Origin of the sequence: Jeotgalibaca sp. MA1X17-3 (assembly GCF_021513155.1) — a bacterium.
Lineage (GTDB): Bacteria > Bacillota > Bacilli > Lactobacillales > Aerococcaceae > Jeotgalibaca.
Map to the genome: position 1 here is coordinate 660913 of NZ_CP090983.1, position 24807 is coordinate 685719.

The 24807-nt window shown below is 35.1% G+C and carries 21 protein-coding genes, 2 pseudogenes and 1 other annotated feature; of the genes and pseudogenes, 21 read left to right on the forward strand and 2 right to left on the reverse strand.

The window, feature by feature from the left end:
* The 19 genes and pseudogenes from LZ578_RS03285 (at position 1) to LZ578_RS03375 (ending at position 18810) form a co-directional block, all read left to right on the forward strand.
* Positions 1–1728 (forward strand): ABC transporter ATP-binding protein, encoded by a 1728-nt coding sequence (locus LZ578_RS03285; protein ID WP_235146387.1) that lies wholly within the window; start codon positions 1–3, stop codon positions 1726–1728.
* 214 nt (positions 1729–1942) lie between these two features.
* Positions 1943–2713, forward strand: a complete 771-nt coding sequence (locus tag LZ578_RS03290; RefSeq protein ID WP_235145915.1) for an IclR family transcriptional regulator — start codon at positions 1943–1945, stop codon at positions 2711–2713.
* A gap of 115 nt (positions 2714–2828) precedes the next feature.
* Positions 2829–3476 (forward strand): bifunctional 2-keto-4-hydroxyglutarate aldolase/2-keto-3-deoxy-6-phosphogluconate aldolase, encoded by a 648-nt coding sequence (locus LZ578_RS03295; protein ID WP_235145916.1) that lies wholly within the window; start codon positions 2829–2831, stop codon positions 3474–3476.
* A 38-nt stretch (positions 3477–3514) separates the two neighbouring features.
* The gene (gene uxaC / locus LZ578_RS03300; protein ID WP_235145917.1) at positions 3515–4927 is read left to right on the forward strand and encodes a glucuronate isomerase; all 1413 of its coding nucleotides are present in this window, start codon (positions 3515–3517) and stop codon (positions 4925–4927) included.
* Between the two features lie 45 nt (positions 4928–4972).
* The gene (uxuA, locus tag LZ578_RS03305; protein ID WP_235145918.1) at positions 4973–6013 is read left to right on the forward strand and encodes a mannonate dehydratase; all 1041 of its coding nucleotides are present in this window, start codon (positions 4973–4975) and stop codon (positions 6011–6013) included.
* A 24-nt stretch (positions 6014–6037) separates the two neighbouring features.
* Complete coding sequence (locus LZ578_RS03310; RefSeq protein WP_235146388.1) at positions 6038–6883, forward strand: SDR family oxidoreductase; 846 nt, start codon at positions 6038–6040, stop codon at positions 6881–6883.
* A 134-nt stretch (positions 6884–7017) separates the two neighbouring features.
* Entirely contained in the window at positions 7018–7854 is an 837-nt protein-coding gene (locus LZ578_RS03315; RefSeq protein ID WP_235145919.1) for an HAD family hydrolase, read from the forward strand.
* Between the two features lie 28 nt (positions 7855–7882).
* Positions 7883–9602 (forward strand): annotated as a pseudogene (locus LZ578_RS03320) (glycoside hydrolase family 3 protein).
* 110 nt (positions 9603–9712) lie between these two features.
* A complete protein-coding gene (locus LZ578_RS03325) occupies positions 9713–10621 on the forward strand; it encodes an AraC family transcriptional regulator (RefSeq protein ID WP_235145920.1) in 909 nt (302 codons plus the stop codon).
* An 8-nt stretch (positions 10622–10629) separates the two neighbouring features.
* Complete coding sequence (locus LZ578_RS03330) at positions 10630–11799, forward strand: Gfo/Idh/MocA family protein (protein ID WP_235145921.1); 1170 nt, start codon at positions 10630–10632, stop codon at positions 11797–11799.
* Positions 11783–12865: a Gfo/Idh/MocA family protein gene (locus tag LZ578_RS03335; RefSeq protein WP_235145922.1), complete on the forward strand. Its 1083-nt coding sequence runs from the start codon at positions 11783–11785 to the stop codon at positions 12863–12865. The genes LZ578_RS03330 and LZ578_RS03335 overlap by 17 nt, the downstream gene beginning before the upstream one ends.
* Positions 12849–13715: a sugar phosphate isomerase/epimerase gene (locus tag LZ578_RS03340; RefSeq protein WP_235145923.1), complete on the forward strand. Its 867-nt coding sequence runs from the start codon at positions 12849–12851 to the stop codon at positions 13713–13715. Before LZ578_RS03335 ends, LZ578_RS03340 begins: the two co-directional genes overlap by 17 nt.
* Positions 13716–13736: 21 nt before the next feature.
* Positions 13737–14246, forward strand: a complete 510-nt coding sequence (locus tag LZ578_RS03345) for a Gfo/Idh/MocA family oxidoreductase (protein ID WP_235145924.1) — start codon at positions 13737–13739, stop codon at positions 14244–14246.
* Entirely contained in the window at positions 14243–14818 is a 576-nt protein-coding gene (locus tag LZ578_RS03350; RefSeq protein ID WP_235145925.1) for a Gfo/Idh/MocA family oxidoreductase, read from the forward strand. Before LZ578_RS03345 ends, LZ578_RS03350 begins: the two co-directional genes overlap by 4 nt.
* Positions 14819–14867: 49 nt before the next feature.
* Positions 14868–16394, forward strand: coding sequence for an MFS transporter (locus tag LZ578_RS03355; RefSeq protein ID WP_235145926.1), 1527 nt, complete (start codon positions 14868–14870; stop codon positions 16392–16394).
* Positions 16395–16560: 166 nt separating this feature from the next.
* Complete coding sequence (locus tag LZ578_RS03360) at positions 16561–17259, forward strand: NAD(P)H-dependent oxidoreductase (protein ID WP_235145927.1); 699 nt, start codon at positions 16561–16563, stop codon at positions 17257–17259.
* A gap of 13 nt (positions 17260–17272) precedes the next feature.
* Positions 17273–17452: a hypothetical protein gene (locus LZ578_RS03365; protein WP_235145928.1), complete on the forward strand. Its 180-nt coding sequence runs from the start codon at positions 17273–17275 to the stop codon at positions 17450–17452.
* Positions 17453–17496: 44 nt separating this feature from the next.
* A complete protein-coding gene (locus LZ578_RS03370; protein ID WP_235145929.1) occupies positions 17497–18351 on the forward strand; it encodes a DsbA family protein in 855 nt (284 codons plus the stop codon).
* A gap of 72 nt (positions 18352–18423) precedes the next feature.
* Positions 18424–18810 carry a hypothetical protein gene (locus LZ578_RS03375; protein ID WP_235145930.1) on the forward strand — a complete coding sequence of 129 codons (387 nt, stop codon included), beginning with the start codon at positions 18424–18426 and terminating at the stop codon, positions 18808–18810.
* Between the two features lie 45 nt (positions 18811–18855).
* Here LZ578_RS03375 and LZ578_RS03380 read toward each other — a convergent pair whose 3' ends face one another.
* Together LZ578_RS03380 and tyrS are read right to left on the reverse strand one after the other, a co-directional pair.
* Entirely contained in the window at positions 18856–19377 is a 522-nt protein-coding gene (locus tag LZ578_RS03380; protein WP_235145931.1) for a GNAT family N-acetyltransferase, read from the reverse strand.
* On the reverse strand, positions 19370–20644 hold the full coding sequence (tyrS, locus tag LZ578_RS03385) for a tyrosine--tRNA ligase (RefSeq protein ID WP_235145932.1): 1275 nt from the start codon (positions 20642–20644) through the stop codon (positions 19370–19372). Before tyrS ends, LZ578_RS03380 begins: the two co-directional genes overlap by 8 nt.
* A 61-nt stretch (positions 20645–20705) precedes the next feature.
* Positions 20706–20934 (reverse strand) — a binding site (T-box leader).
* Between the two features lie 301 nt (positions 20935–21235).
* Between tyrS and LZ578_RS03390 the strand changes: the two genes are divergently transcribed.
* Entirely contained in the window at positions 21236–22549 is a 1314-nt protein-coding gene (locus LZ578_RS03390) for an NlpC/P60 family protein (protein ID WP_235145933.1), read from the forward strand.
* Positions 22550–22746: 197 nt separating this feature from the next.
* Positions 22747–24767 (forward strand): annotated as a pseudogene (gene metG / locus LZ578_RS03395) (methionine--tRNA ligase).
* Positions 24768–24807 lie beyond the last annotated feature (40 nt).

A 24807-nucleotide genomic window follows, 5' to 3' on the forward strand; every position in this document is an offset into this window, starting at 1 on the left:
ATGAAATTTGAGAAAATGAAATTTGTTTTTGGATTTATTTTACTAATTTTTGCTGTGTTTAGTGATTTATCAGCACCTTTAATTGCTCAACAGATAATTGATGATGTCATCACTCCAGCAGAGGTTCAAAGTGAACTTCTTGTTCCCATTTTAGTACGGCTTCTAGTTATTTATGCATCTTTGATGGTAGCTACGGCAATCTTCCGATACTTTAGTTATCTTTTACTAACAAAAGCAGCAAATGGCATTATTAAAATAGTGCGAGACCAATTATATGCGCATATTCAAAAGTTACCGATTCGTTATTTTGATAATCTACCAGCAGGGAAAGTAGTTTCCCGGATTACTAATGATACAGAAGCGCTTCGCCAACAATTTTATGTGGCGACTATTAGTAATGTTCTTTTGAATGCCGTTTATGTGATTGGTGCTTACATTGCTATTAGCCGTTTGCATGCTGGATTGGGTATTGCTTTGTTAGTTTTAATACCACTCATGTTTATTTGGCATAAAATCTACAGTAAGTATGCAAGTGTGTTCAGTCGTAGAGAAAGAGAATTAAATGGAGAAATCAACGGGAAAATAAATGAAGCTGTCCAAGGGATGCCTATTATCCAAGCTTTTCAACAAGAAGAGCAAATGGCTGATGAGTTTAAAAAGGTGAACGACGAATGGTTTGAAGTTGAACGAAAGTATGTCATTCTTGATTCAGGAATTCAGTTCAGTTTTGGAGGGTTGTTGCGTCATATCACGCTTCTTTTAGTGATGGTGTACTTCAGTACGCAATATTTGGATGGAGTGCTAGGGATTTCAATTGGAACTCTATATGTATTTAGTGACTATGTTACTCGGTTATATGATCCGATCCAAGGAATTATTCAACAGATGTCTTTTGTCCAACAAGCGATTGCTGCTGGAGAAAGAGTCTTTGAATTGATGGATACTCCTATTGAAGAAAATGTAACTGCAGAATTACAATTTTCTGATGGATTAGTTGATTTTGATAGTGTTCATTTTGGTTATGTAGAGGGTGTCCGGGTATTAAAGGATATTCATTTTACAGCAAAACCCGGGGAAACGGTGGCCTTAGTAGGTCATACAGGTTCCGGTAAGAGCAGTATCATGAATCTCTTATTTCGTTTCTATGATCCACAAGAAGGCGAAATCCGTATTGATGGTCAAAATACGAAAGATTTTTCAAGGCAAAGTGTTCGTTCCGGAATGGGGATTGTATTACAAGATCCGTTTTTGCTAACCGGTACTATTTTATCTAATATTACGTTGGATAGCCCTGAAATTACAGAGGAGCGAGCAAGAAAAGCACTTGAAGAAGTAGGAGGTGGTCCTATGCTCTCTCATTTTGAAAAAGGGATGCATGAACCTGTCGTAGAAAAAGGAAGTACGCTTAGTTCTGGTCAAAGACAATTAATTTCTTTTGCACGTGCATTAGCGTTTGATCCTAAAATTTTAATACTAGATGAAGCAACTTCCAGTATTGATACAGAAACAGAGGAATTGATTCAACATGCAATGGACGTGTTAAAGAAAGGAAGAACAACCTTCATCATTGCCCATCGTCTTTCCACTATCCAATATGCAGACCAAATTTTAGTTCTTTCACAGGGAGAAATTGTGGAACAAGGAACACATGAATCTCTGCTAGATATAAATGGAAAATATGCTGAAATGTATCGCATGCAAAAAAAAGGAATGCAGAAAGCTGTTTAGTGAATCATCTATAAAAAATAGAAAAGAGAGTAAGAACCAGAAATATAAGTCTGGAATCTTACTCTTTTTTGAGTGCTTTTTCTTTAAAATGAGAAAATCTATTTTCTTTTGCAAACGATACCGTGTAGTTGGTATACTATAAGAAGGGCAGAGGCCCAATGATCAGACTAAAAATTGTAGAAAAATTTATTGCTACCAGAAGGAAGAGTGATCCATGGCTGCAAAAAAAGAACAAGCGACAGGCTCAAAAGTCCAATCCATTGATCGGGCTGTCTTAGTATTGGAAACTCTCTCTGAATATAACAGCTTGAGTTTGCATGAATTAAGCGAAAAAGTAAAACTTCACAAAGCAACAACACATCGAATCGTCAACTCATTAGTTGATAACGGATTCATCGAACAGATAGAGGAGACGAAGCAGTATCGAATCTCTCTAAGAATGTTTGAACTAGGAAATAAAAGAGTTCAAAATATTGATTTTTTAAATGTGGCAAAAAGTATTATTCGCCAATTATCTACAGATGTTAATCAAACCGTTCATCTCGTAATCGAAGATGATGATGAAATTCTATACATTGATAAGTATGGAGATCAAACAGAGTCAAAAATGCGTTCAAAAATCGGTTTGAAAGCACCTTTGTATTGCACAGCAGTTGGGAAAGCAATTTTGTCAACTCGTTCTGAGGAAGAGATAAAAGTATATTGGGAAAAAATTGATGCTGAAGAAAAGACCACTAATACGATTACTAATTTTGAAGCATTTGTTCCTGAGTTACAAAAAATTCGACAAAAAGGTTATGCGCTAGACAATGAAGAATTTGAATATGGTGTATTTTGTATTGGTTCAGTATTTTCTAGTTATAAAGAAGAGGGCGCAGGTGCAATCAGTATTTCTTTAAATATTACAGAAAAAGAAAACAAAGAATATTATATTAAGAAGACTTTGGAGTGCTCCAAAAAAATCACTTCCTTATTAGGCGGATAAAATAACGTTTTCAATAGAAACGATTGACTTCGTTTCAATAAAAAATTATACTTAAATCAGTATATGATACAACGTTTCATAATGTGATATGATAAAATGACTAGGAGGAATAAGGATGAGTTTTAAAAGAGATGTTTTAAATCAATTACAAGAAAATTTCCTGTTTGCAGTAGTACGTGGGAGTTCGCAAGAAGAAGGATATGAAATTTCAAAAGCTGCTTACAAAGGCGGTATTAAAAATATTGAGGTAACATTCTCAACACCAAATGCTGAAAAAGTAATGCGTCAATTAGCAGATGAGTTTGCTGATTCTGATATGGTTGTCGGTGCTGGAACGGTACTAGATGAAGTTGCAGCAAGAATTGCTATTCTAAATGGTGCGAAATTTATTGTAAGTCCTTCTTTTAATGAAAAAATCGCTAAAATGTGTAACGTATATACGATTCCATACTTACCAGGTTGTGGAACCATTACCGAAGTACATATGGCGTTAGAATCAGGTTGTGAAGTAGTTAAACTTTTCCCAGGTGGATTATTAGGACCAAGCTTTATCAAAGATTTACACGGACCTATTCCATGGGTAGAAGCCATGCCTTCAGGCGGAGTCTCTTTGGATAATATGGAAACATGGATTGGAAATGGCGCTTGGGCAGTTGGCGTCGGTAGTGCGTTGACGAAGAATATGAAAGATGATGGATATGATAGCGTAACATCGGCTGCAAAAGAATTTGCAGATAAGTTAGCAGGAATAAAAGCGAAGTAATCCAACTATTTTATGGGATTAGAAGGGAGTTTTTTTAGATGTCTTTTATTCATCAAGATTTCATGCTTCAAACAGAAACAGCAAAACATTTGTACCATGATTTTGCCAAAGATATGCCGATTTTTGATTACCATTGTCATTTATCTCCACAACAAATTGCAGAAGATTATGAATTTGAGAATGTTACTGAATTATGGCTAGGCGGAGATCATTATAAATGGCGTGCAATGAGAGCGATGGGAATTGAAGAAAGGAAGATAACGGGTAAGGCATCACCTGAAGAAAAATTTGAAGCATGGGCCTACACGTGTGAAAATGCAGTTGGAAACCCTCTGTTCCATTGGTCAGCTTTAGAGTTGAAGAGATATTTTCATATTGATGAGATTCTTACGTCTAAAAATTGGAAGGTCATTTATGATCAATGTAATGCCGTTATCAAAGAAGAAAAGTTGACAGCTCGTACGTTAATTAAAAATTCAAATGTAACTTTTATTTGCACAACGGATAATCCAACCGATGATCTAGTTTGGCATGAAAAGATTGCAGCAGATAAAACCTTTGATGTGGTGGTTAGTCCTGGGTTCCGACCAGATGAAGCTTTTGCAATTCAAGATGCTCCTAAATTCACAACCTTTCTGTCTAAAATGAAACAAGTAACCGGAAAGTCAGTAGATAGTTTTAAAGATCTAGTTGATGGATTAGAAGAACGTATTCAATACTTTGCGGATCGTGGTTCAAACGTATCCGATCATGGATTATCAGAGATTCATTATGTAGAAGCATCTGACCAAGAAGTAGAAGACGTTTTCCAAAAAGCTAGTAAAGGTGAAATAGTCACAAAAGAAGACTATGCTAAGTTTCAAACAAAATTATTTGTAGAATTAGGTAAAATTTACCACGCAAAAAACTTTGTAATGCAACTACACTTTGGAGCTATTCGAAATAATAGTACGCGTATTTTTGAGAAGATTGGACCGGATGCAGGAGTGGACTCTATTCAAGATCAGTCTAATGTCAGCTATGTACTGAATCACTTAATGGATGCAATGGACAAAGAAAATAAATTACCAAAATTTATCATGTATCCACTTGATCCAACTTATTTTGACTTAGCAGGTACGGCCGCAGCAAATTTCCAAAGTGCACCAGGAATCCGTAGTAAGGTTCAACTAGGAGCCGGTTGGTGGTTCAACGATACGAAGTATGGAATGTTGAAACAATTAAGATCTCTTTCAGAAGCTGGACTATTGATGAATTTTGTAGGTATGCTAACGGATTCTAGAAGCTTTATTTCTTATACACGTCATGAATATTTCCGAAGAATTCTCTGTAACTTCATTGGTGATTTGGTGGAACAAGGAGAAATTCCTCAAGACGATGAACTGCTGGAACGATTAATTACTAATATTAGCTATGACAATGCAGTAGAGTACTTTGATTTTCAAAAATGATTTCCAATTATTATAATAAAATATGAGATAAGGAAGTGTTTTTTTATGGAAATGTCGTTTAGATGGTATGGACAAGATGATCCAGTAACATTAGCAAATATTCGTCAAATACCGAAAATGGAAGGAATTGTTACAGCAATTTATGATATACCTGTGGGACAACCATGGCCTATGGAACGTATTGAGAAATTGAAAGCTGATGTAGAAGAGGCAGGTATGCGTATTTCTGTTATAGAATCCGTACCGGTTCATGAAGATATCAAATTAGGAAAACCTACTCGTGATAAATACATTGCTGCTTACAAAGAAACAATCCGTAACCTTGGAAAAGCTGGAGTTCCAGTAATTTGTTATAACTTCATGCCTATTTTTGACTGGACTCGTAGTGATTTACATTATGAACTTCCAGATGGATCAAATGCATTGATTTTTGATGAAGAAGAAGTTAATAAAATGGATCCACGTAAACTTTCCTTGCCAGGTTGGGATGAAAGTTACACACCAGAAAGTATCAATGCGATGATGGATGAGTATAAAGAAGTAGATACGGAGAAACTCTGGGAAAACTTGGAATACTTTATTAAAGAAATCATGCCTGTTGCAGAAGAAGCAGGAGTGAAAATGGCTATTCACCCAGATGATCCTCCATATAGCATCTTTGGTTTGCCTCGTATTATTACTGGTGGTGAAGCATTGAATCGTTTTATTAAGTTATACGATAGTGAATATAATGGAGTAACTCTTTGTGTTGGTTCATTTGCATCTGATCCAAAAAATGATGCAGTAGCTATTTTGAAAGATATGCTTTCAAAAAACCGTGTAAACTTTATGCATGCTCGTAATGTGAAACTAGTTGGCGGAAAATCTTTTGAAGAATCTGCTCATCTTTCTGAAATGGGTTCGATTGATATGTATGAAGTAGTAAAAGCTTGTGTGGATGCTGGGTATGAAGGGCCGATTCGTCCAGACCATGGTCGAATGATTTGGGGAGAAACTGGTAAACCAGGTTATGGCTTATATGATCGTGCGTTGGGAGCAACTTACTTGAACGGCCTGGAAGAAGCTTGTAAAAAAGCTAATAAATAATGAAATGGAAAGAAGGTATCTATGATGGTAAGTCCATTTGTTCATGATTTTACTGATAAAGTAGTAGTGGTTACGGGTGCAGGAGGAATTCTTTGTTCTTTCTTTGCAAAAGAATTCGCGCGTGCAGGTGCTAAAGTAGCATTGCTAGACCTTAATGAAGAAGCCGCACAAGGATATGCTGACGAAATTGTTGAAGCAGGCGGAATAGCAAAAGCTTATAAAGCAAACGTTCTTGAAAAAGAAAGTCTTCAATCTGCAAAAGAAAAGGTTGTCGCAGACTTAGGAGCGGTTGATATCTTGGTAAATGGTGCGGGTGGAAATAATCCTCGTGCAACCACAGATAATGAGTATCATGAAACTGATTTGCCAGAAGAAACAAAATCGTTTTTTGATCTAGAACAAAGTGGAATTGAATTTGTATTCAACTTAAACTTCTTAGGAACCGTGTTACCAACACAAGTTTTCGCTGAAGATATGGTAGGACGTGCTGGAGCAAATATCATTAATATTTCTAGTATGAATGGTTTTACACCATTAACTAAAATTGTTGCCTACTCAGGAGCAAAAGCAGCTATTTCCAACTTAACAGAGTGGTTAGCCGTTCACTTCTCTCACGTTGGAATTCGTGTAAATGCAATTGCACCAGGATTCTTAGTTTCTAAACAAAACGAGAAATTATTATTCCATGAAGATGGAAGTCCAACTGAACGAGCAGGTAAAATTTTAAATGGAACTCCAATGGGACGTTTCGGTGAACCAAACGAATTAATTGGTGGACTGTTATTCTTAGCTGATGAACAAGCATCGAGCTTTGTTAACGGAGTTGTTCTCCCAATTGATGGTGGGTATAACGCTTATTCTGGAGTTTAATCCTGATTAGGTAACTTAAAAAATATAAGTAGATAAATAAAAAGGAAAGGGACAAAGGAAATTACTTCGCAGAAGAGTTTCGTTCGTCTCTTTTTATTTTATCTAGTTTTTTATCATGATGGGGAGGAATCATTATGACAACAAAGAAGCCTGAATATTTTAAAAAGAAAAATAATTTTATTGTTGGAGTAGACTCTGACGGTTGTGCGATGGATACAATGGATATCAAACATGAACGCTTCTTTGGTCCTATATCTGCAGATGTATTTAATGTAAAAGATCGCGAAGTATATTTAGAAGACTGGAATAAAATCAATCTTTTTTCTAATACACGTGGAATCAATCGCTTTAAAGCATTGGTAATGGCTTTACAGAATGCTCAAGGACGTGGGGAAAACATAGGAGATATTTCAGCACTTAGAAATTGGACCGATACAGCAAGCTCCTTATCTAACGGTTCATTAGAGTTATTAATTCAAGAAGCTCCTAGCTCCGATTTAGTAAAAACTTTTGATTGGAGCAAACAAGTCAATCATGGAATTGAAACAGAATTAGCTGGTGAAGATAATCCGTTTACAGGTGTAAAAGAAAGTTTAGAGTATATTGCGAGACTGACTGATCTTGCTATTATTAGTTCCGCAAACAGTGAAGCTATTAATAGTGAATGGAATCGTCATGAGTTGATGCCTTTAGTAGATGTTACATACGGTCAAGAAACAGGAAGTAAGGCGGAAGCAATTTCCGACTTAATTAAAAAAGGATACGATCGTGATTGCATCTTAATGGTTGGAGATGCACCTGGTGATGAGATAGCTGCTGAAGTAAACGATGTTTTATATTATCCTATTTTATTCGGAAAAGAAGAAGAATGTTGGAAACGACTCCGCGATGAGGCTATGTCAAAGTTTATGAGTGGTGAGTATAGAGGAGAATATCAAAATCATTTAAAAAAGAATTTCATGACTTGTTGAGTCAGTACGAATAATAAGGAGGATTTTTATGGCTAAAATAGTAGAGTTAAAAAGAAAACCATATTATTTAGATGAAGAACAAATTAATTGGGTAGAAGAAACGATTAACGATATGACTGATGAAGAAAAAGTAGGGCAATTATTTACTAATTTGTTTTTTATGGGTAATGATGAATATAGCGGAAATGAAATTTCAAATAAAGAAATCTTAGATACTTATCATATTGGTGGCGCACGTTATATGAATGGAACACCTGAGCAAGTCCAAGAATTAATCAACGAGTTGCAACAAAATACTAAAATTCCTTTGTTAGTAGCTGCAAATTGTGATTCTGGTGGAGATGGCGCTGCTACTGGTGGAACATATATTGCTTCTGGTGCGCAAGCAGAAGCTGCTAAGGATCCTAATGTAGCGTATAATGCTGGCTATGTATCAGGTGTAGAAGAAACTGCTCTAGGAGTAAATACCAATTTTGATCCATGTGTTGATATCTTAAAAAATTGGAGAAATACTATCGTAAATACACGTGCATATGGTACAAATGCAGATAATGTTATTAAATATACAAATGCATATTTAGAAGGTTTGAATAAGAGTGAGGTCATCAAATGTATCAAACATTGGCCTGGCGATGGAACTGAAGAACGTGATCAACACTTGGTTTTAGGTGTGAACGAATTATCTGTTGACGAATGGGAAGACTCATTCGGACGTGTATACCGTAATCATATCGATAATGGTGTTGAAATGATTATGTCAGGTCATATCGCATTGCCTGAATACCAAAAAAATTAAATCCTGAATTACATGATAAAGATATCTTGCCAGCAACTTTAGCACCTGAACTAATTAATGGGCTATTAAAAACAGATTTTGATTTTAACGGAATGGTAATAACAGATGCATCACATATGTTAGGAATGACATCTGCTATGCGTAGAGAAGATTATGTACCGCGAGCAATCGCTGCTGGCTGTGACATGTTCTTGTTCTTTAATGATATGGAAGAAGATTATGGATTTATGATGAATGGCTATAAAAATGGTGTAATAACAGAAGAACGAATGATGGATGCATTACGTCGTATTCTAGGCTTGAAAGCAAAATTGAATTTACACAAAAAACAAGTAGAAGGTACATTAATAAAAGATACTAAAGACTTAGAAGTAATCGGTTGTGAAGAGCATCTGAAAATGCGTGCTGATGCTGCTGATAAAGGAATTACTTTAGTAAAAGATACTCAAAATAATTTACCCATTAGTCCAGAAACACATAAACGGATTCGTTTATACATGTTGGAGGGGAAAAAGGAGGAATTTACGAAGGGGCTACTGACGTAGCGAAGACAATTACAGAAGAGTTAACTAGTCGTGGGTATGAAGTGACCTTAAATAATGGTTCTACTCGTTTGAAAGGTAAAACGTTAGAATATCGTGAAAATATTGATTTAGCATTAGAAGTAGCTGATATTATTGGGTATGGTGCACAAAATAATTACCGAATTCAATGGAGTACTGCCATGTCTAATGAAGTTCCGTGGTTTGTTTATGAAGTACCTACAATATTTGTATCTTTAAATTTTACAACTCATTTGCATGATGCAACTATGGTAAAAACATTTGTCAATGCATATAATGACAATGAAGAAAATATTAAACAAGTAATCGATAAACTAGAAGGAAAATCAAAGTTTAAAGGGACACCAAATGAAAATGTTTGGGCTAATAAATGGCAAGCAAAACTTTAAAATAAAAAAACTAAATAATATTTATGGTTTAATGTGAAAATTTGAATATACCGATACATAAAAAAGCACTTTCAGTCAATAAATTCTTTTGATTTCAACAGGAGGAGACAATGAAGAAAGAAGAAAATAGTATTATAATGAAAGGGCATACAATTCCAGAGGAAGGGTTTGCATATGCACCAAATTTTATAGCGAACTCTTTTAGAAGAGGAGGAGATGAACTTTTTGAATTACATGCACATTCTCAATTCGAAATTTATATATTTCATCAAGGAAATGCACACTACTTAATTGATAGCCAAATCTATATGTTGGAACCAGGTACTATTATACTATTAGATGGTTCTGAATTACATAAAGTAAAAATAAGAGACGAACCAGATAATTACTTAAGAAGTACGATTCATTTTTCTTTTGAATGGTTAGCCCCACTTATAAATGGAGCTCAAGCAAAATTTTTATTAGAGTCTTTTAAAAAGTTTCGTCATCGGATTTTCACTATTTCTAGTCAAAAAAAAATGTTAGAGATCACAGAACTTATTGAAAAATTAGAACAATTAGCAACAGGAGAACCAGAAGATCGTAAGGAATCAGAGATACAAATAACTCTAGCTTACTTATTACTTCAACTATTTAATGCAAGTAAAGAAGATATAGTGTTTCTGCACGAAGAAAAAAGCGAAAAAACGCAATATGCACAGCAAATTGCTGCGTTTCTTCAACAAAATTTTCATAAAAAAATTAAACTAAAGCATCTTTCTAAAGAATTAAATTTGAGTACATCATATATGTCCCATCTTTTTAAAGAAGAGACAGGATATACTGTGATGCAATACCTAATGAACTATCGATTAATTCAGGCAAAAACAATATTAGAAGTTTCTTATAATTCTAAAACAATAAAAGAATGTGCCCATGAATGTGGTTTTGAAAGTGATGCTCATTTTAATCGTTTTTTCAAAGCACATGTAGGAATGTCTCCCGATAAATTCAGAAAAAAGATATCTAAAGAGAGGTAGGAATATATATGAGTAAAAAAGTAAGATTAGGAATTATTGGTTTTGGTACGCAAGGAAGTATGTACGCAAATTTTATCGAAAATGGGATGGTACCCAATATGGAAATCGGTGCTATCTGTGATATTGATCTAGCTAAGAGAGAGGAAGCTCATGTGGCATATCCATCCATTCCCTTCTACAAAAATTACATAGAAATGCTTAAAAGTGAAAATGTAGACGCTATCATCACTGCTGTTCCTCATTATCTACACCCAGAAATGGGAATAGAAGCATTGAAGAGAGATATTCATGCTTTGGTTGAAAAACCTGCTGGTGTATATACAAAACAAGTAAAAGAACTAAATGAATTTGCTGCTTCCAAACCAAATCTAACTTTTGCTATTATGTTTAACCAAAGAAACAATCCTTTATATAAAAGGTTAAAAGAAATTGTTGAAAGTGGTGAAATTGGTAAGATTCGTCGTACAAATTGGATTATCACTACTTGGTGGAGACCACAACCTTACTATGATCAAAGTGAATGGAGAGCTACTTGGGGAGGCGAAGGTGGAGGGGTTTTAGTTAACCAGGCTCCACATCAATTGGATCTATGGCAATGGATTTGTGGCATTCCTGAAACAGTTTACGCTAAAGTATCCTATGGATTTAAAAGAGATATAGTCGTAGAAGATGAAGTCACAGCGATTGTTGATTATGGAGATGGAGCTACTGGGACCTTTGTCACAGCTACACATGATTTGGTTGGCACAGATCGTTTCGAAATTCTAGCGGATCAAGGAAAGATCGTTGTTGAAAATAGTCAAACCGCAGTTGTTACGCGTTTGAAAAAACCTGAGCAAGAAATTAGTGAAACAATTGGGATGGATGGAGTCAAAAAATTATTTATGGGGCAATTAGATGTTAATGATTTATACGAACAAGAAACAATAGAATTTGACAGTGTTTGGGGAGAGCAACATGCTGGTGTACTCGTGAATTTTGCAGCCAACATCTTAGATGGAACACCCTTAATCGCTCCAGGTTCTGACGGTATTAATGGTGTCCGTTTAGCTAATGCGATTCACTTATCCAGTTGGACAAAAAAAGAAGTGAATTTAAAAGATTTGGATGAAGATTTATATTTGGAGAAATTAAACGAGCGAATTAAAGAAGAGGGGAAATTTGAAACACGAAATTAATAGAGGCAGAGAAGGTATAGAGGAAGTGAATGGGTTGCTCAAAGTAGGAATAATAGGACTGGGTGATGTGTCACTAGTTCATCGTCACGCTATAAAAACTAGTCAATATGGAAAAATAGTAGCCGTTTGTGATAGAAATCCAAATTTACGTGAAGATTGGATGGAGTTTCCATTTTTCACAGATGTAGAAACAATGCTGCAAGAGATGAAACTTGATGTCGTACATATTTGTTTACCACATTATTTGCATTATTTTATGACAAAACTATGCATACAATATGATGTTCATGTACTTCTAGAAAAACCAGTGGCTATTAGTTTTCAAGAAGCACTTGAACAAAATAAACTCGCACTTTCTACTGACAAAAAAATTTGCGTGTGCTTTCAAAACCGATATAATAAAAGTTTTATAACTCTAAAAGAGAGATTAGAAAAAGAAGAAGTAGGGAAAATAAAATCAGTTAAAGGACTTGTGACGTGGTTCCGTCCCGAAACCTACTACACTTCTAAACCGTGGCGTGGAATGAAAAAAGAAGCTGGATATGGATCGATTATTAATCAATCTATTCATACTTTGGATTTAATTCAGCTTCTTGGAGGTTCTATAAGTAGTTGTAAAGCATCATTATCGAACTTAACTGATTATGATATCGAAGTAGAAGATACTGCAAGTGCAACATTTATTTTTGAATCAGGAGTTAAAGCTTTTTTCCATGCAACGAATGCTTATACCGAAAATTCTTCTGTAGAATTACAAGTTGTTACAGAAAAAGAAAAGTTTACAATAAAAGACAATAAATTATACCTTACAAAATTAGATGGGGATAAAGAATTAATAGCAGAAGATGATTTTGTACCAGGAACAAAATCATATTATGGTAATGGACATGTGAGATTAATTAATTCTTTTTACGATAGTATTATTAATCAAAACGATGATTACATAACTGTGAAAGACGCGTTACCATCTATGGAAATGATCGAAATGATGGATCGTTCATCCCAAAATGCTCAACAGCCGAAACGTATAACAAGAGAGGATGTATTAAATGAAACAGTCAGTTAAAATCGGTGTTCAAGGGTTTACACTAAAGGAAAAATTTCAAGAACTCGGACCCTATGAGACCCTTAAAAGAGTAAATGATTTAGGCTATCATGCGATTGAAATTTCACAAATAGAAATGACACCAGAGAATGTTGCAGAAATTAAACGAGCATCACATGATTTTCAAATGGATATTGCCTCTTTGTCAGCAGGATTAAAGCCTGTGGTAGAAGGACAAGAATCATTGACAACTCATCTGGATAAAATTATTAATGATTGTAAAACATTAGAGAGTGATATTGTTCGGATTGGAATGTTACCGTTTGAAGCGATGGCTTCATTAGATAAAGTTTTGGAATTTTGTGAGGAAGCTAATGAAGTAGCTAAAAAAATGCAAGAGCACGATATTAAGTTATATTATCATAATCATCATATAGAATTTGTAAAATATGATGGACGTTACTTATTAGATATTATTCGTGAAAAAGCTCCGTTATTAGGTTTTGAATTGGATGTTCACTGGATTCAACGAGGTGGAAGGAATCCTGTCGAAGTTCTAAAAGAATACAAAGGAAAAGTAGATTTGGTGCACTTAAAAGATTATCGTTTAGTACCTGTCCCACAAGAAGCAGTAGATGCTATAAAAGAAGGAGCTAGCGAACGTTTCTATCAAGCTTTTACAAATAACATTCAATTTGCAGAATTAGGCGAAGGAAATTTGGATATAAAGGCTATTATTGAGCAAAGTATTCAGAGTGGCGCTCGCTATCTTCTTGTTGAACAAGATGATCAGTATGGGAAAGATCCGTTTGAATGTTTAGCAATCTCTCGGGATTATTTATATAAATTAGGATATAAAGAATTATTCTAAAATAAAATAAAGGAGGAGAAAATGGAGAAAACGGATGGAATGAATTATGCACCAAAAGGAAAAGTCAATCGAGTAGTTTCTGAAGGAGAGTTCAACTTTGCAACGGTTGCTTTAGATCATGGTCATATAAATGGTATGACCAATGGGCTAATAGAAGCGGGAGCAACCTTGAAATGGGTTTATGACCCTGATGAGAAAAAAGTAAAAGAGTATATTGAGCAATTTCCCCAAGCACAAATAGCAGACTCCCTAGAACAAGTACTAGATGACCCAGAAATTCATTTAGTAGCAGCGGCTGCGATTCCAAACAAACGTAGTGCCTTAGGGAATCGTGTCATGCGAGCGGGTAAAGATTATTTTTCCGATAAAACAGCATTTACTACTAAAAGACAGTTAGAAGAAACAAAAAAAGTAGTAAAAGAAACAGGACAAAGATTCTGGATATATTTTAGTGAACGTCTTCATGTTGAAGGGGCTGTTTACGCGGGAGAGTTAATAAAAAAGGTGCTATTGGAGAAGTTGTTCAAGTGACAGGGTTTGGTCCGCATCGTCTAGATAAAGAAAAACGACCAGAATGGTTCTTCAAAAAGGAACAATATGGTGGAATATTATGTGATATTGGAAGTCATCAAATTGAACAATTTCTGTATTTTTCTGGGAATGAGAATGCTAGCGTTCTCCATAGTAAAGTAGGAAATTATGCTAACTCTGATGCTCCAGAATTAGAAGATTACGGAGATGCAACTCTTTTAGGGGAAAATGGAGCAACTTTTTTCTTTAAAGTAGATTGGTTTACTCCTGATGGTTTAAGAACATGGGGAGATGGGCGTACATTTATAACTGGTACAAAAGGTACAATTGAAATTCGCAAATACCTTGACGTAGCGAAAGATGATGAAGGTGATCATTTGTACATCGTTAACGAACATGGTGAACAGCATATAAAAGTAAAAGGAACAGTAGGCTTCCCATTCTTTGGAGAAATGATTAAAGATAGTATCAATCGAACAGAGAATTCTATGAGTCAAGAACATATCTTCAAGGCTCAAGAATTGTGCTTGGAAGCTCAAGATAAAGCTATCCAGATTCCTGTTCATTTTTAAAATATTTTTTTTGTTAATAGAAAAAACATATTTAAAAGGGAGAAAAATCATGCAAAAGATACATGAAGGTAACCAAGCAATTGGCGAAGCTATTATTGACTCTACTAATCCTGATCCTAAAGAACGAAATTATAAGCGGGCTAAATTATGGGAAATTGGTTTTTTTGCGGCAAATAACTCAGCAACAAATATTTTTATGTTTTTAATGATGAACGTAGCTTACTACGCTACAGGGGTAGCAGGACTAGGTACTGTTATTGTTTCAACTTTAATAACTGCTAGTAGAATTTTTGATGGATTTACTGACCCGATTATTGGATTATGGATTGATAAAACTGATGGGAAGTTTGGTAAATTTAGACCCTTTATGCTAGCTGGTTATTTAATCATGACTGTTATTACTTTACTTTTGTTTTTTACTACACATCAGATTCCACAACAATTCCGATTGGTATATTTTATAGTTTTATATGTCATTTATATTATTGGATATACTTTCCAAACTGCTTGTACAAAGTCAGGTCAATCAGTAATTACAAATGATCCTAAGCAACGACCAATCTTCTCAGCTTTTGATATTTCAATGACTTCTCTAATCTTTGCTGGAGCAGGGATTTATCTTTCAACTTACTTGGTTCCAAAGTATGGATCATTTAATAGTGCAGAACTTTTTTATGAATTTAACTTGACCTTTATTGCTATTGCTGGAATTCTTACTTTCTTAGCAATCCTTGGGATTTCATCAAGTGACCGAACAGAATACTTCGGGACAGGTGAACCGGTGAAGATTACATTTAAAGATATGTGGAGGATTTTAAAAGGAAATCGTCCTTTGCAGATGTTAATTATTGCAGCCTCTACTGATAAATTAGGTGGTCAAATAGCAGGTAACTCTATTGTTATGGTTATGTTATTTGGAATTGTTATTGGAGACTATGCACTATTCGGAGCACTAGCTGGTATTACCCTTATTCCTAGTGTTTTGATTGCTTTGTTTGGAACCGGTTATGCTTCCAGAATGGGAACTAAGAAGGCTTATGTTGTATTTACTTGGTTAGCAATCATTGTTTACACTGGTATATTACTTCTTTTAACTTTTGGTGATCCTACTACAATTCGTCTAGGAAACTGGAGCTTTGTCAGTATTTCATTTATTCTATTATATGTAGCGGGGGCAGGTTTAAGAGTCTTATCAGGTGGATTAGTTATTCCAATGATTCCAGATGTAACAGATTATGAAACCTATAAAACTGGACGCTATGCACCAGGTGTAATGGGAACCATTTTCTCGTTTGTGGATAAAATAGTTTCTTCATTTGCACAGACACTGATTGGTTTAAGTCTTGCGTTAATTGGATTTACCGAAATATTTCCTGACGTAGGAACACCATTTTCTCCTGAGATTAAATGGATCACTATAGCCTTATTCATTGGTGTAATGATAATAGCTTGGATTGCTTCACTAGTCGCAATGAAGTACTATGAATTAGATAGAACTCGTATGATGGAAATTCAAAATGAATTAGCAGATAGAAGAGAAGCAGTGCAACTAAAAAAACAGGCAGAAGGATTTTAGTCAAATAAATCAGTTGGAACAATCAAAGTCAAAGCGATAACGAATCGCTTTGACTTTTTTAAGTTGTAAATTGTATGAGTAATGATACTTTAAAAGACAAATTGATTGAATTGTTATAAATGGATTGCTATCCTTTTATATAACAACAAGAAAAGGAAGGAGACCTATGCGTACTCTGATTATTATTTCTCATCCAACTTTAAAAGAATCTCATACTCAAAGTTTCTTACAAGAAAGCCTTCCAGAAAAAGGAACAACTTGGCATCATTTAGAGGCCTGCTATCCGGATCATAAAATTGATAGAGAGAAAGAACAACAACTACTGACCGACCATGATCGTATTATCTTTCAATTTCCTTTTTACTGGTATAGTTCTCCTCCCTTATTAAAACAGTGGCAAGATGAAGTATTAACAGAAGGTTTTGCCTACGGGAATTATGAAAGCGAATTGAAGGAAAAAGAGTTTGGATTAGTCATTACGACGGGGGTTCATGAACGAGAGTATCAGCCAGGTGGAAATGAAGAATACACCATTTCGGAATTAACAAGACCCTACCAAGCAATAGCGCGTAAGTGTAAAATGATCCTGTTACCGACGTTACTGATTTCTCGTTTTGATTATATGAGTGAAGAAGAACGAAAAACACTCCTCATTCGCTATCGTCAATATGTTAGCAAAGTAAGTGGTTTTACTTTATCTTCAAAAGAAGACTGGTTTGAAAAAGAGTTACAAACGATTGGAAAAATAAATATGTCTGATTCGGACCAACAGTTAATTGATATTTTAATTACTCAAATGAAAGAAAATAGAGAAAATTTAGATGACTTGAACTGGACCCTTCAAGAGATGAAGGATTTAGGATAAGTGGGGGATGGCAATGGAGCATGAAGAATGGATGAAACAACAAATTAAAGAGCTGGAACGAAAGTCTAGCGATTATCGACAGAAAGCTCTCTACCAAGAGTTTTTAAAGCTAATAGAAGAGCAATATAAGCGAATCGAGCAAACAGAAGGTGAAATTGACGGAAGAATGTGGAGCCCAAAAGAATGGGGATGATTTCATGTCAAAGATATTAAAAAAACTATTAAAAGGAGAAAAACATGAAAAGTAATGAAACACCACTACCAAAAGTAGATTTATTTTATGGAACAGATCCTCTTTGTTCTTTCTGTTGGGTTTTTGAGCCAACCATTCGGAAGTTTCGGTATCAATATGCAAAGTATATTGCGGATGATACTACGATTATGGGTGGTATGATTGAAAAGTGGGATACGTACGGTGGAGAAGAGGTAGATAAAACTTCTCAAGCTCTGGGAATTGCTACTCAATGGCATGAAATTGGTGACTATACTCGTATGGTGATTGATGGTCGGATTTGGTTAGATGAACCGGTTCGCTCTTCCTATCCAAGTTCTCAAATTTATGGGATCATGCATAGAGATTATCCTGAAAAAGCAAACCTTTTTCTTCGTAAAGTTCGAGAAACAGTGATGCTTTGGAATCAAGATGTTTCAAAACGAGAAGTGCTGGAAGCAATATTGAATGAAATAGGGCTGGATGCTAAAAAAATATGGGAAGATGCACATTCATTTGAAGGACGCATGCTGATGAATGGAGATTTAAGTTTGGCACAAACTCTAACCATTTCAAGTTTCCCTACTATTATAATGGTTAATGAAAAGAATCAAGGAATCAAAGTGGTCGGAGCTCAAACCTATGATGCATTAGTAGAAGCTTTGCAACAAATTTTACCAGAAGGTACCACCTTAGTTCCGAATCCTGTTCCTAGTCTGGATGTAGTTATGAAAGAGCAACCTCTCATGCTTAGTAAAGAAATGGAAGTTCTTTATGATCTTTCTGAATCGGAAGTCAATAAATTTGTGGATCTAACATTAGGAAAAGAGAATTATCAAAAAGGTGAATTATTTGGTCAACCCTACTATCAAAAAGTTTAAAATAAAAAATGAATCTATATGGTTTTCATGGTAGGCTAGAGTAAATATATAAAGAGAAAGTAAGGTATTTGAATGTTCTCGATTAAAGAAAAAGAAAATATGGTTCAAACAACTTTTCTCATTATCTTAGTGATGTTAAAACGTTATGCAGGTATCCTTTTAGGGGAGTTTGAAAATGTTATTTTTATTTTTTCAGCAGTCATTGTCTTTTATTTCATTCATTTTTTATTTGTAACATTCGGGAAAAATTATCCTGAAAAAGATGACTGGGAAGAAAGATTAAATCTATTTACAATAGGTTTATATGGGATTGGTGTTTTTATTCTTCAAATGTTGCAAGTTACGAACTTAACGATTATGGCAATGGTGGGAATCCTTTTAATTGGAATCAATGTTCTGATCAAATCAAAACGTAGAGCCGCAAAAGAAAGCATAGAAAAAAATAAAAAAAAATCATAAAAAAACAGGATTTCTCTTAGTTTATACAAGAGAAATCCTGTTTTTTTATTGCTCGGAAGAAAGATCATATTCGTATACATAATCATCCATTACAAAGCCATCTCCAATAGAAGAAATAATAGAATCTATTTTAACAAATCCCATTTTTTCATAAAAAGTTATAGCAGATGAATTGTACTTATTTACTGTTAATTGTATAAAAGACTTCTTTTGTTGAAGAGCTCTTATCTTTAACTCCTTTATGATTTGGGAAGCAAAACCATTTCCACGGGAAGAATTTAAAAGATAAAGTTTACTTATGAACATCATTTGATTTTGCCACTCAATAGCAACATAGCCAATTTCTTCGTTATGAGCTTCAATTGAAAAATATTCCGTTTTTCCAGATGCAATGTCTTCGATCATTTTTTCAGTAGACTGAAGGTTTTTCAACATATAGTTGACTTGTTCTTCGCCAATAATCGGTACATAATGCTCTCGCCAAATGATGTCGGCAAGATTGGCTACATCTTCTACTTGCATCGTATCCCGAACTGGAACAAGTGTAGCACGAAGGGAATCAGTCATTCTTTGACACCAGCTTCACGAGGAAGTATTTTTTCTTTCCGCGACGAACAATAATAAACCGCTTATCAAATGAATTTTCAGCCTTTACAACAAAGTCTAACTCTGTTATTTTGTCGCCATTGATAGAAATTGCACCATTTTTAATATCTTCTCTTGATTGTCGTCGAGAAGGTTCTATACCCAAATCGACTAACCACGTTACTAAATCTTGTTCTTCTGTGGAAGCTTCAAAAGTTGGCATATTTTTAAATCCTTGTGCAATTTCGTCAGCTGTTAATTTCTTAACATCTCCTGTAAACAATGCTTCTGTAATTTTTAAAGCAATCTGAAGTTCTTCTTCGCCGTGAACAAACTTAGTCATTTCAGCAGCAAGTGTTTTTTGGGCTTCTCGTTTATGAGGCTCAGTAAGTACTTTTTCAGCTAAAACATCAATATTTTCTTTATTTAAGAAGGTAAAGTATTTTAAATATTTTACGACATCGCGGTCATCTTGATTTACCCAAAATTGATAAAATTCATAAGGGGTAGTCAATTCAGGATCTAGCCAAACGGCACCTCCAGCGGTTTTTCCAAATTTAGTACCATCTGACTTCAACATGAGAGGGATAGTAAGGCCAAATGCTTTTGCGTCTGCACCTTCTTTTTTCCGAATTAATTCAAGGCCTGCTGTGATATTTCCCCATTGATCTGCTCCACCAATCTGTACTTGTACATCTTCATGTTTATAGAGGTGTAGAAAGTCCATGGACTGAAGAATCTGATATGAAAATTCAGTGAAAGAAATCCCTACTTCTAAACGGCTTGCAACGATATCTTTCGCTAGCATCGTATTAACATTGAAATTTTTACCATATTCACGAAGGAACTCTAACAAAGTGAGTTCTTTTGTCCAGTCTAGGTTGTTAGTTAAACGAATATTGGATTCACTTTCGCCTGCTTGGAAAAGTTTTCTCATCTGTTTAGTGATGGATTCTGCGTTATGTTGAACTTGTTCTTCTGTTTGAAGTACACGTTCTTCAGACTTTCCACTTGGGTCTCCGATGGATCCAGTTGCACCACCTATTAAGATTACTGGATTGTGCCCTGATAATTGAAATCTTTTTAGAATCATGAAGGGGATTAGGTGACCAATATGCATGCTGGCACCTGTCGCATCAATTCCGCAGTATACACCAATCTTTTTCTGTTTTGCTAATTCACGTAATCCTTCTTCATCTGTTTGTTGATTGATGGCTCCGCGCCATTCTAGTTCATCGATTATATTCATATTTTGTTACACTCCTTTTTTTATATAAAAAAATCGTCCCTAGTAAAGACTATTCATCTTTACTAGGGACGATTTCCACCGTGTTACCACCCAAATTGTTTTCAAAAGAGTAAGTCACGAAGACTAACTAATGTTTATGAAAACCACTCTAGCTTTTATCGGTAGCAAACCGCTTATTTTTAAGAATGCTCCAGAATGTAATTCAGTTTAAGGTTGTACCAGCTTCCACCGTCTGCTGACTCTCTATTATGCAAGACCTTAATCCTACTTCGTTCTTTCAAAGCATTTTTTATTTATTCTTATTTCAATCATTATAAAGAAGGAGTTTAGAAAAGTCAATCATTGAGAGCGCTGTCTTATCTTGTCCTTCATCAACGTGTCTATTATATTACAAAATGAAACATAAGTCATATTTCGTTACGATTGTGTTACAAGGAAAATACAAGTTGACGATAAAGGATTTTTCACAAAGTATCTATGCTATGATTTCAACGTTGAGTACTATCTCAAGAAATTCTTAATATATTCTAAAAAAGCCAAATATAAAAAATTAATCATATAAAAAAAGAAAACTTAACGGGGGAATAAAACTTGAAAAAGAAACTTGTCACTTTTATATTAACGGGTTCAATCCTAACTGCAAGTCTAGCAGCACCTTTAACTGCATCCGCCGACGAATTAACGGATAAAATCCAAAAACAAGAACAAAAAGTAAATGAATTAGCGAATCGTGTATCAGGTGCAGAAGAAGTTCTCTCTACTGTAAATGCTGAAATCACAACAGCAGAAGAAAGAGCGGCTGAACTATCTGCTCAACGTGTTGAAACACAGGATGCAATCACTACATTAGAAAAAGAAATTGCTAAATTGCAAGAAATCATTGACCAACGTGAAGCTCAATTAGAAGAACAAGCACGTTCTGTACAAGTAAAAGGATCGAATGAAAGCTATGTAACGTTCGTATTCGCTTCCGAATCACTAACAGATTTAATTTCTAGAGTTGATGTGGTTACTAAAATGGTAACGGCTAATAAAGATTTAGTTGAAAAACAAATTGAAGACCAACAAGTCGTAGCAGATAAAAAAACTGAAACAGAAGAAAAATTAAATGAAATTATGGCAATGTCTTCTGAATTAGAGCAATTAAAAGGTACTTTAGAAGTAAAACGTATTGAACAAGAAAGTGCAGTAGCAGCGCTAAGTGCTGAAAAAGCAACTGCAGAACAAGACCGTCAAAAATTTGTTGCTCAAAAAGAAGAAGCAGATCGTCGTGCTGCAGAAGAAGCGGAACGCCAAAGACTAGCAGCTGAAGAAGCAGCGATTCAACAAGCAGCAACTGAAGAAGCGGCTCGTCAACAAGCTGTAGTAATTCAACAAGAGCAAACTGCAGGAACGGTCCAAGAAGTGGTTCAAACAAATACAAATACAAGTACGAATACTAGTACAACAAACACAAGTACAGCTTCAACTCCTACTGTTCAGGCACCAGCACCAACGCCAGCGCCTGTAGAGACTCCACAACCGGCAGCACCATCAACTCCGGCACCATCTGGAGATTTGATTAGTGTAGCTTATAAATATTTAGGAGTTCCTTATGTATGGGGTGGATCATCTACTTCTGGATTTGATTGTTCTGGTTTCACAGCTTACGTATATCGTGAAGCGTACGGAGTAAACATCGGAGGTTGGACTGTTCCTCAAGAAAATTCAGGAACACAAATTTCTGTATCAGCTGCACAACCTGGTGATCTATTATTCTGGGGTTCACGTGGTGGTACGTATCACGTAGCGATTTATCTTGGTGGTGGACAATATATTCATGCTCCACGAGAAAATGATGTTGTAAAAGTTGCATCCCTTAGTTCATGGGTAGCTCCTTCATTTGCAGTACGTGTAGCAAGATAATTTTCTAAAATTATAATGTTGGATAACCTTCTGAAGTCTTTTCTTCAGGAGGTTATTTTTATGGAAAGCTGAATGAATAACGTAGAAAAAAGTCTTATTTCTTTCCTAAATTAGACCGGCATCAATGAATAATCTATGGTAGAATATACTAATACCTATACATTTTTTAAGTAGGATTTCTAAGGAGGCACTCATTCGTGGCTAAAAATAATAAAACATTTTACATTACGACCCCTATCTATTATCCAAGTGGGAAATTACATATCGGGAATTCTTATACGACTATTGCTGCTGATGTGATGGCTCGCTATAAGAGAATGCGCGATTTTGATGTGTTCTATTTAACAGGAACCGATGAACATGGTCAAAAGATCGAAAAAAAGCAGAAGAATTAAATGTTTCACCACAAGAGTACGTTGATGGGATGATTAGTGAAATCAAAGCTCTGTGGAAAACTTTAAAAATTACTAACGATGACTTTATTCGTACGACAGATAAAAAACATAAAGATGCTGTTCAAATGATTTTTGAAAAATTATTAGAACAAGGAGATATTTTTCTAGGTGAATATGAAGGATGGTATTCTGTTCCGGACGAAGAGTTCTTTACAGAAACTCAATTGATGGAAGTATTCAAAGATGATAATGGTAAAGTAATTGGTGGATTAGCACCAAGTGGTCACAAAGTAGAACTCGTGAAAGAAGAGTCATATTTTTTCAGAATGAGTAAATATTCAGACCGCTTGTTACAATACTACGAAGAACATCCAGAGTTTATTCAACCAGAATCACGTAAAAATGAAATGATTAATAATTTCATTAAGCCTGGCTTAGAAGATTTAGCTGTATCTCGAACGACTTTCTCTTGGGGAATCCCTGTTAAGAGTGATCCGAAACATGTTATTTACGTGTGGATTGATGCATTAGCAAATTATATTACTGCATTAGGATATGGATCAGAAGATGATACACTTTATCAAAAGTTCTGGCCTGCTGATGTACATATGGTTGGAAAAGAGATTATGCGATTCCACTCCATCTATTGGCCAATTATGTTGATGGCATTGGATTTGCCACTTCCTAAACAAATATTTGGTCATGGTTGGCTACAGATGAAAGATGGCAAGATGTCTAAATCCAAAGGAAACGTAGTTTATCCAGAGATGTTAGTAGAACGTTATGGTCTAGATGCTCTAAGATATTACTTGATGCGTGAAGTTAGTTTTGGGCAAGATGGAATCTTTACACCTGAAGATTATGTCAATCGAATAAATTTTGATTTGGCAAATGATTTAGGGAACTTATTAAATCGAACGATTGCTATGATTAATAAATATTTTGAGGGTGAAATCCCGACATGGAAAGGTCAAGTTACATCGTTTGATGCTGATTTAATGGATACTACTAAAGATGTGATTACAAAGTATGAAAAAGAAATGGATCAGATGCAATTTAGTATGGCGCTATCAGAAATTTGGCGTTTAATTTCCCGAGCAAACAAATATATTGATGAAACATCCCCTTGGGTTTTAGCAAAAGATGATGAAAGAAAAGAAGAATTGGAAAGTGTAATGATTCATTTAGCTGAAAGTTTACGTATTTCTGCGATTTTACTATCTCCATTCCTGACAGAAGCACCTGCTAAAATCTTTGAGCAACTAGGGCTAGATTATGAAACACAAGCGAACTGGGAAAATTTAACTTTCGGTCAATTTCCTGAAAAAGCTACTGTGATTAAAAAAGGAACACCCATTTTTCCACGATTAGATTCTGAAGAGGAAGTGTTATATTTGAAAGAACAAATTGCTAAAACGGCTCCTGATAAGAAAGTAGAAGCAGTGGAGCAAGATTGGTCACCTTCCGAGACAAAATTAATGAGTGAAAAAGAAAAGCAAATAAAATATGATGACTTTGATAAAATAGAATTAAAAGTGGCAGAAGTTATTGATTGTCAACGTGTTGAAGGAGCAGATAAACTCTTGAAATTCCGTCTAGATGCAGGAGATGAAGGACATCGACAAATTCTTTCTGGAATTGCAGAGTGGTACTCGGATCCTGCTTTCTTTATCGGTAAAAAAGTTGTCATTGTTGCTAATTTAAAACCTCGTAAAATGAGAGGCGAAATTAGTCAAGGGATGATTCTTTCAGCTGAAAAGGATGGAGAATTACAAGTAGTATTTGCTCCAGAAAACTCTGCGAATGGAGCAATCGTAGCCTAAAAGATTAGAAAGAATAGCTGAGGCAGAATGCTTTGGCTAT

What these genes read in the sequence shown, in the direction of transcription:
- LZ578_RS03325 (WP_235145920.1), top strand. Translation starts at nt 9,713, where the DNA reads ATGAAGAAAGAAGAAAATAGTATTATAATGAAAGGGCATACAATTCCA.
- uxuA (WP_235145918.1), top strand. Translation starts at nt 4,973, where the DNA reads ATGGAAATGTCGTTTAGATGGTATGGACAAGATGATCCAGTAACATTA.
- LZ578_RS03360 (WP_235145927.1), top strand. Translation starts at nt 16,561, where the DNA reads ATGCGTACTCTGATTATTATTTCTCATCCAACTTTAAAAGAATCTCAT.
- LZ578_RS03375 (WP_235145930.1), top strand. Translation starts at nt 18,424, where the DNA reads ATGTTCTCGATTAAAGAAAAAGAAAATATGGTTCAAACAACTTTTCTC.
- LZ578_RS03315 (WP_235145919.1), top strand. Translation starts at nt 7,018, where the DNA reads ATGACAACAAAGAAGCCTGAATATTTTAAAAAGAAAAATAATTTTATT.
- LZ578_RS03370 (WP_235145929.1), top strand. Translation starts at nt 17,497, where the DNA reads ATGAAAAGTAATGAAACACCACTACCAAAAGTAGATTTATTTTATGGA.
- LZ578_RS03340 (WP_235145923.1), top strand. Translation starts at nt 12,849, where the DNA reads ATGAAACAGTCAGTTAAAATCGGTGTTCAAGGGTTTACACTAAAGGAA.
- LZ578_RS03295 (WP_235145916.1), top strand. Translation starts at nt 2,829, where the DNA reads ATGAGTTTTAAAAGAGATGTTTTAAATCAATTACAAGAAAATTTCCTG.
- LZ578_RS03355 (WP_235145926.1), top strand. Translation starts at nt 14,868, where the DNA reads ATGCAAAAGATACATGAAGGTAACCAAGCAATTGGCGAAGCTATTATT.
- LZ578_RS03365 (WP_235145928.1), top strand. Translation starts at nt 17,273, where the DNA reads ATGGAGCATGAAGAATGGATGAAACAACAAATTAAAGAGCTGGAACGA.
- LZ578_RS03285 (WP_235146387.1), top strand. Translation starts at nt 1, where the DNA reads ATGAAATTTGAGAAAATGAAATTTGTTTTTGGATTTATTTTACTAATT.
- LZ578_RS03345 (WP_235145924.1), top strand. Translation starts at nt 13,737, where the DNA reads ATGGAGAAAACGGATGGAATGAATTATGCACCAAAAGGAAAAGTCAAT.
- LZ578_RS03310 (WP_235146388.1), top strand. Translation starts at nt 6,038, where the DNA reads ATGGTAAGTCCATTTGTTCATGATTTTACTGATAAAGTAGTAGTGGTT.
- LZ578_RS03380 (WP_235145931.1), bottom strand. Translation starts at nt 19,377, where the DNA reads ATGACTGATTCCCTTCGTGCTACACTTGTTCCAGTTCGGGATACGATG.
- LZ578_RS03330 (WP_235145921.1), top strand. Translation starts at nt 10,630, where the DNA reads ATGAGTAAAAAAGTAAGATTAGGAATTATTGGTTTTGGTACGCAAGGA.
- uxaC (WP_235145917.1), top strand. Translation starts at nt 3,515, where the DNA reads ATGTCTTTTATTCATCAAGATTTCATGCTTCAAACAGAAACAGCAAAA.
- tyrS (WP_235145932.1), bottom strand. Translation starts at nt 20,644, where the DNA reads ATGAATATAATCGATGAACTAGAATGGCGCGGAGCCATCAATCAACAA.
- LZ578_RS03290 (WP_235145915.1), top strand. Translation starts at nt 1,943, where the DNA reads ATGGCTGCAAAAAAAGAACAAGCGACAGGCTCAAAAGTCCAATCCATT.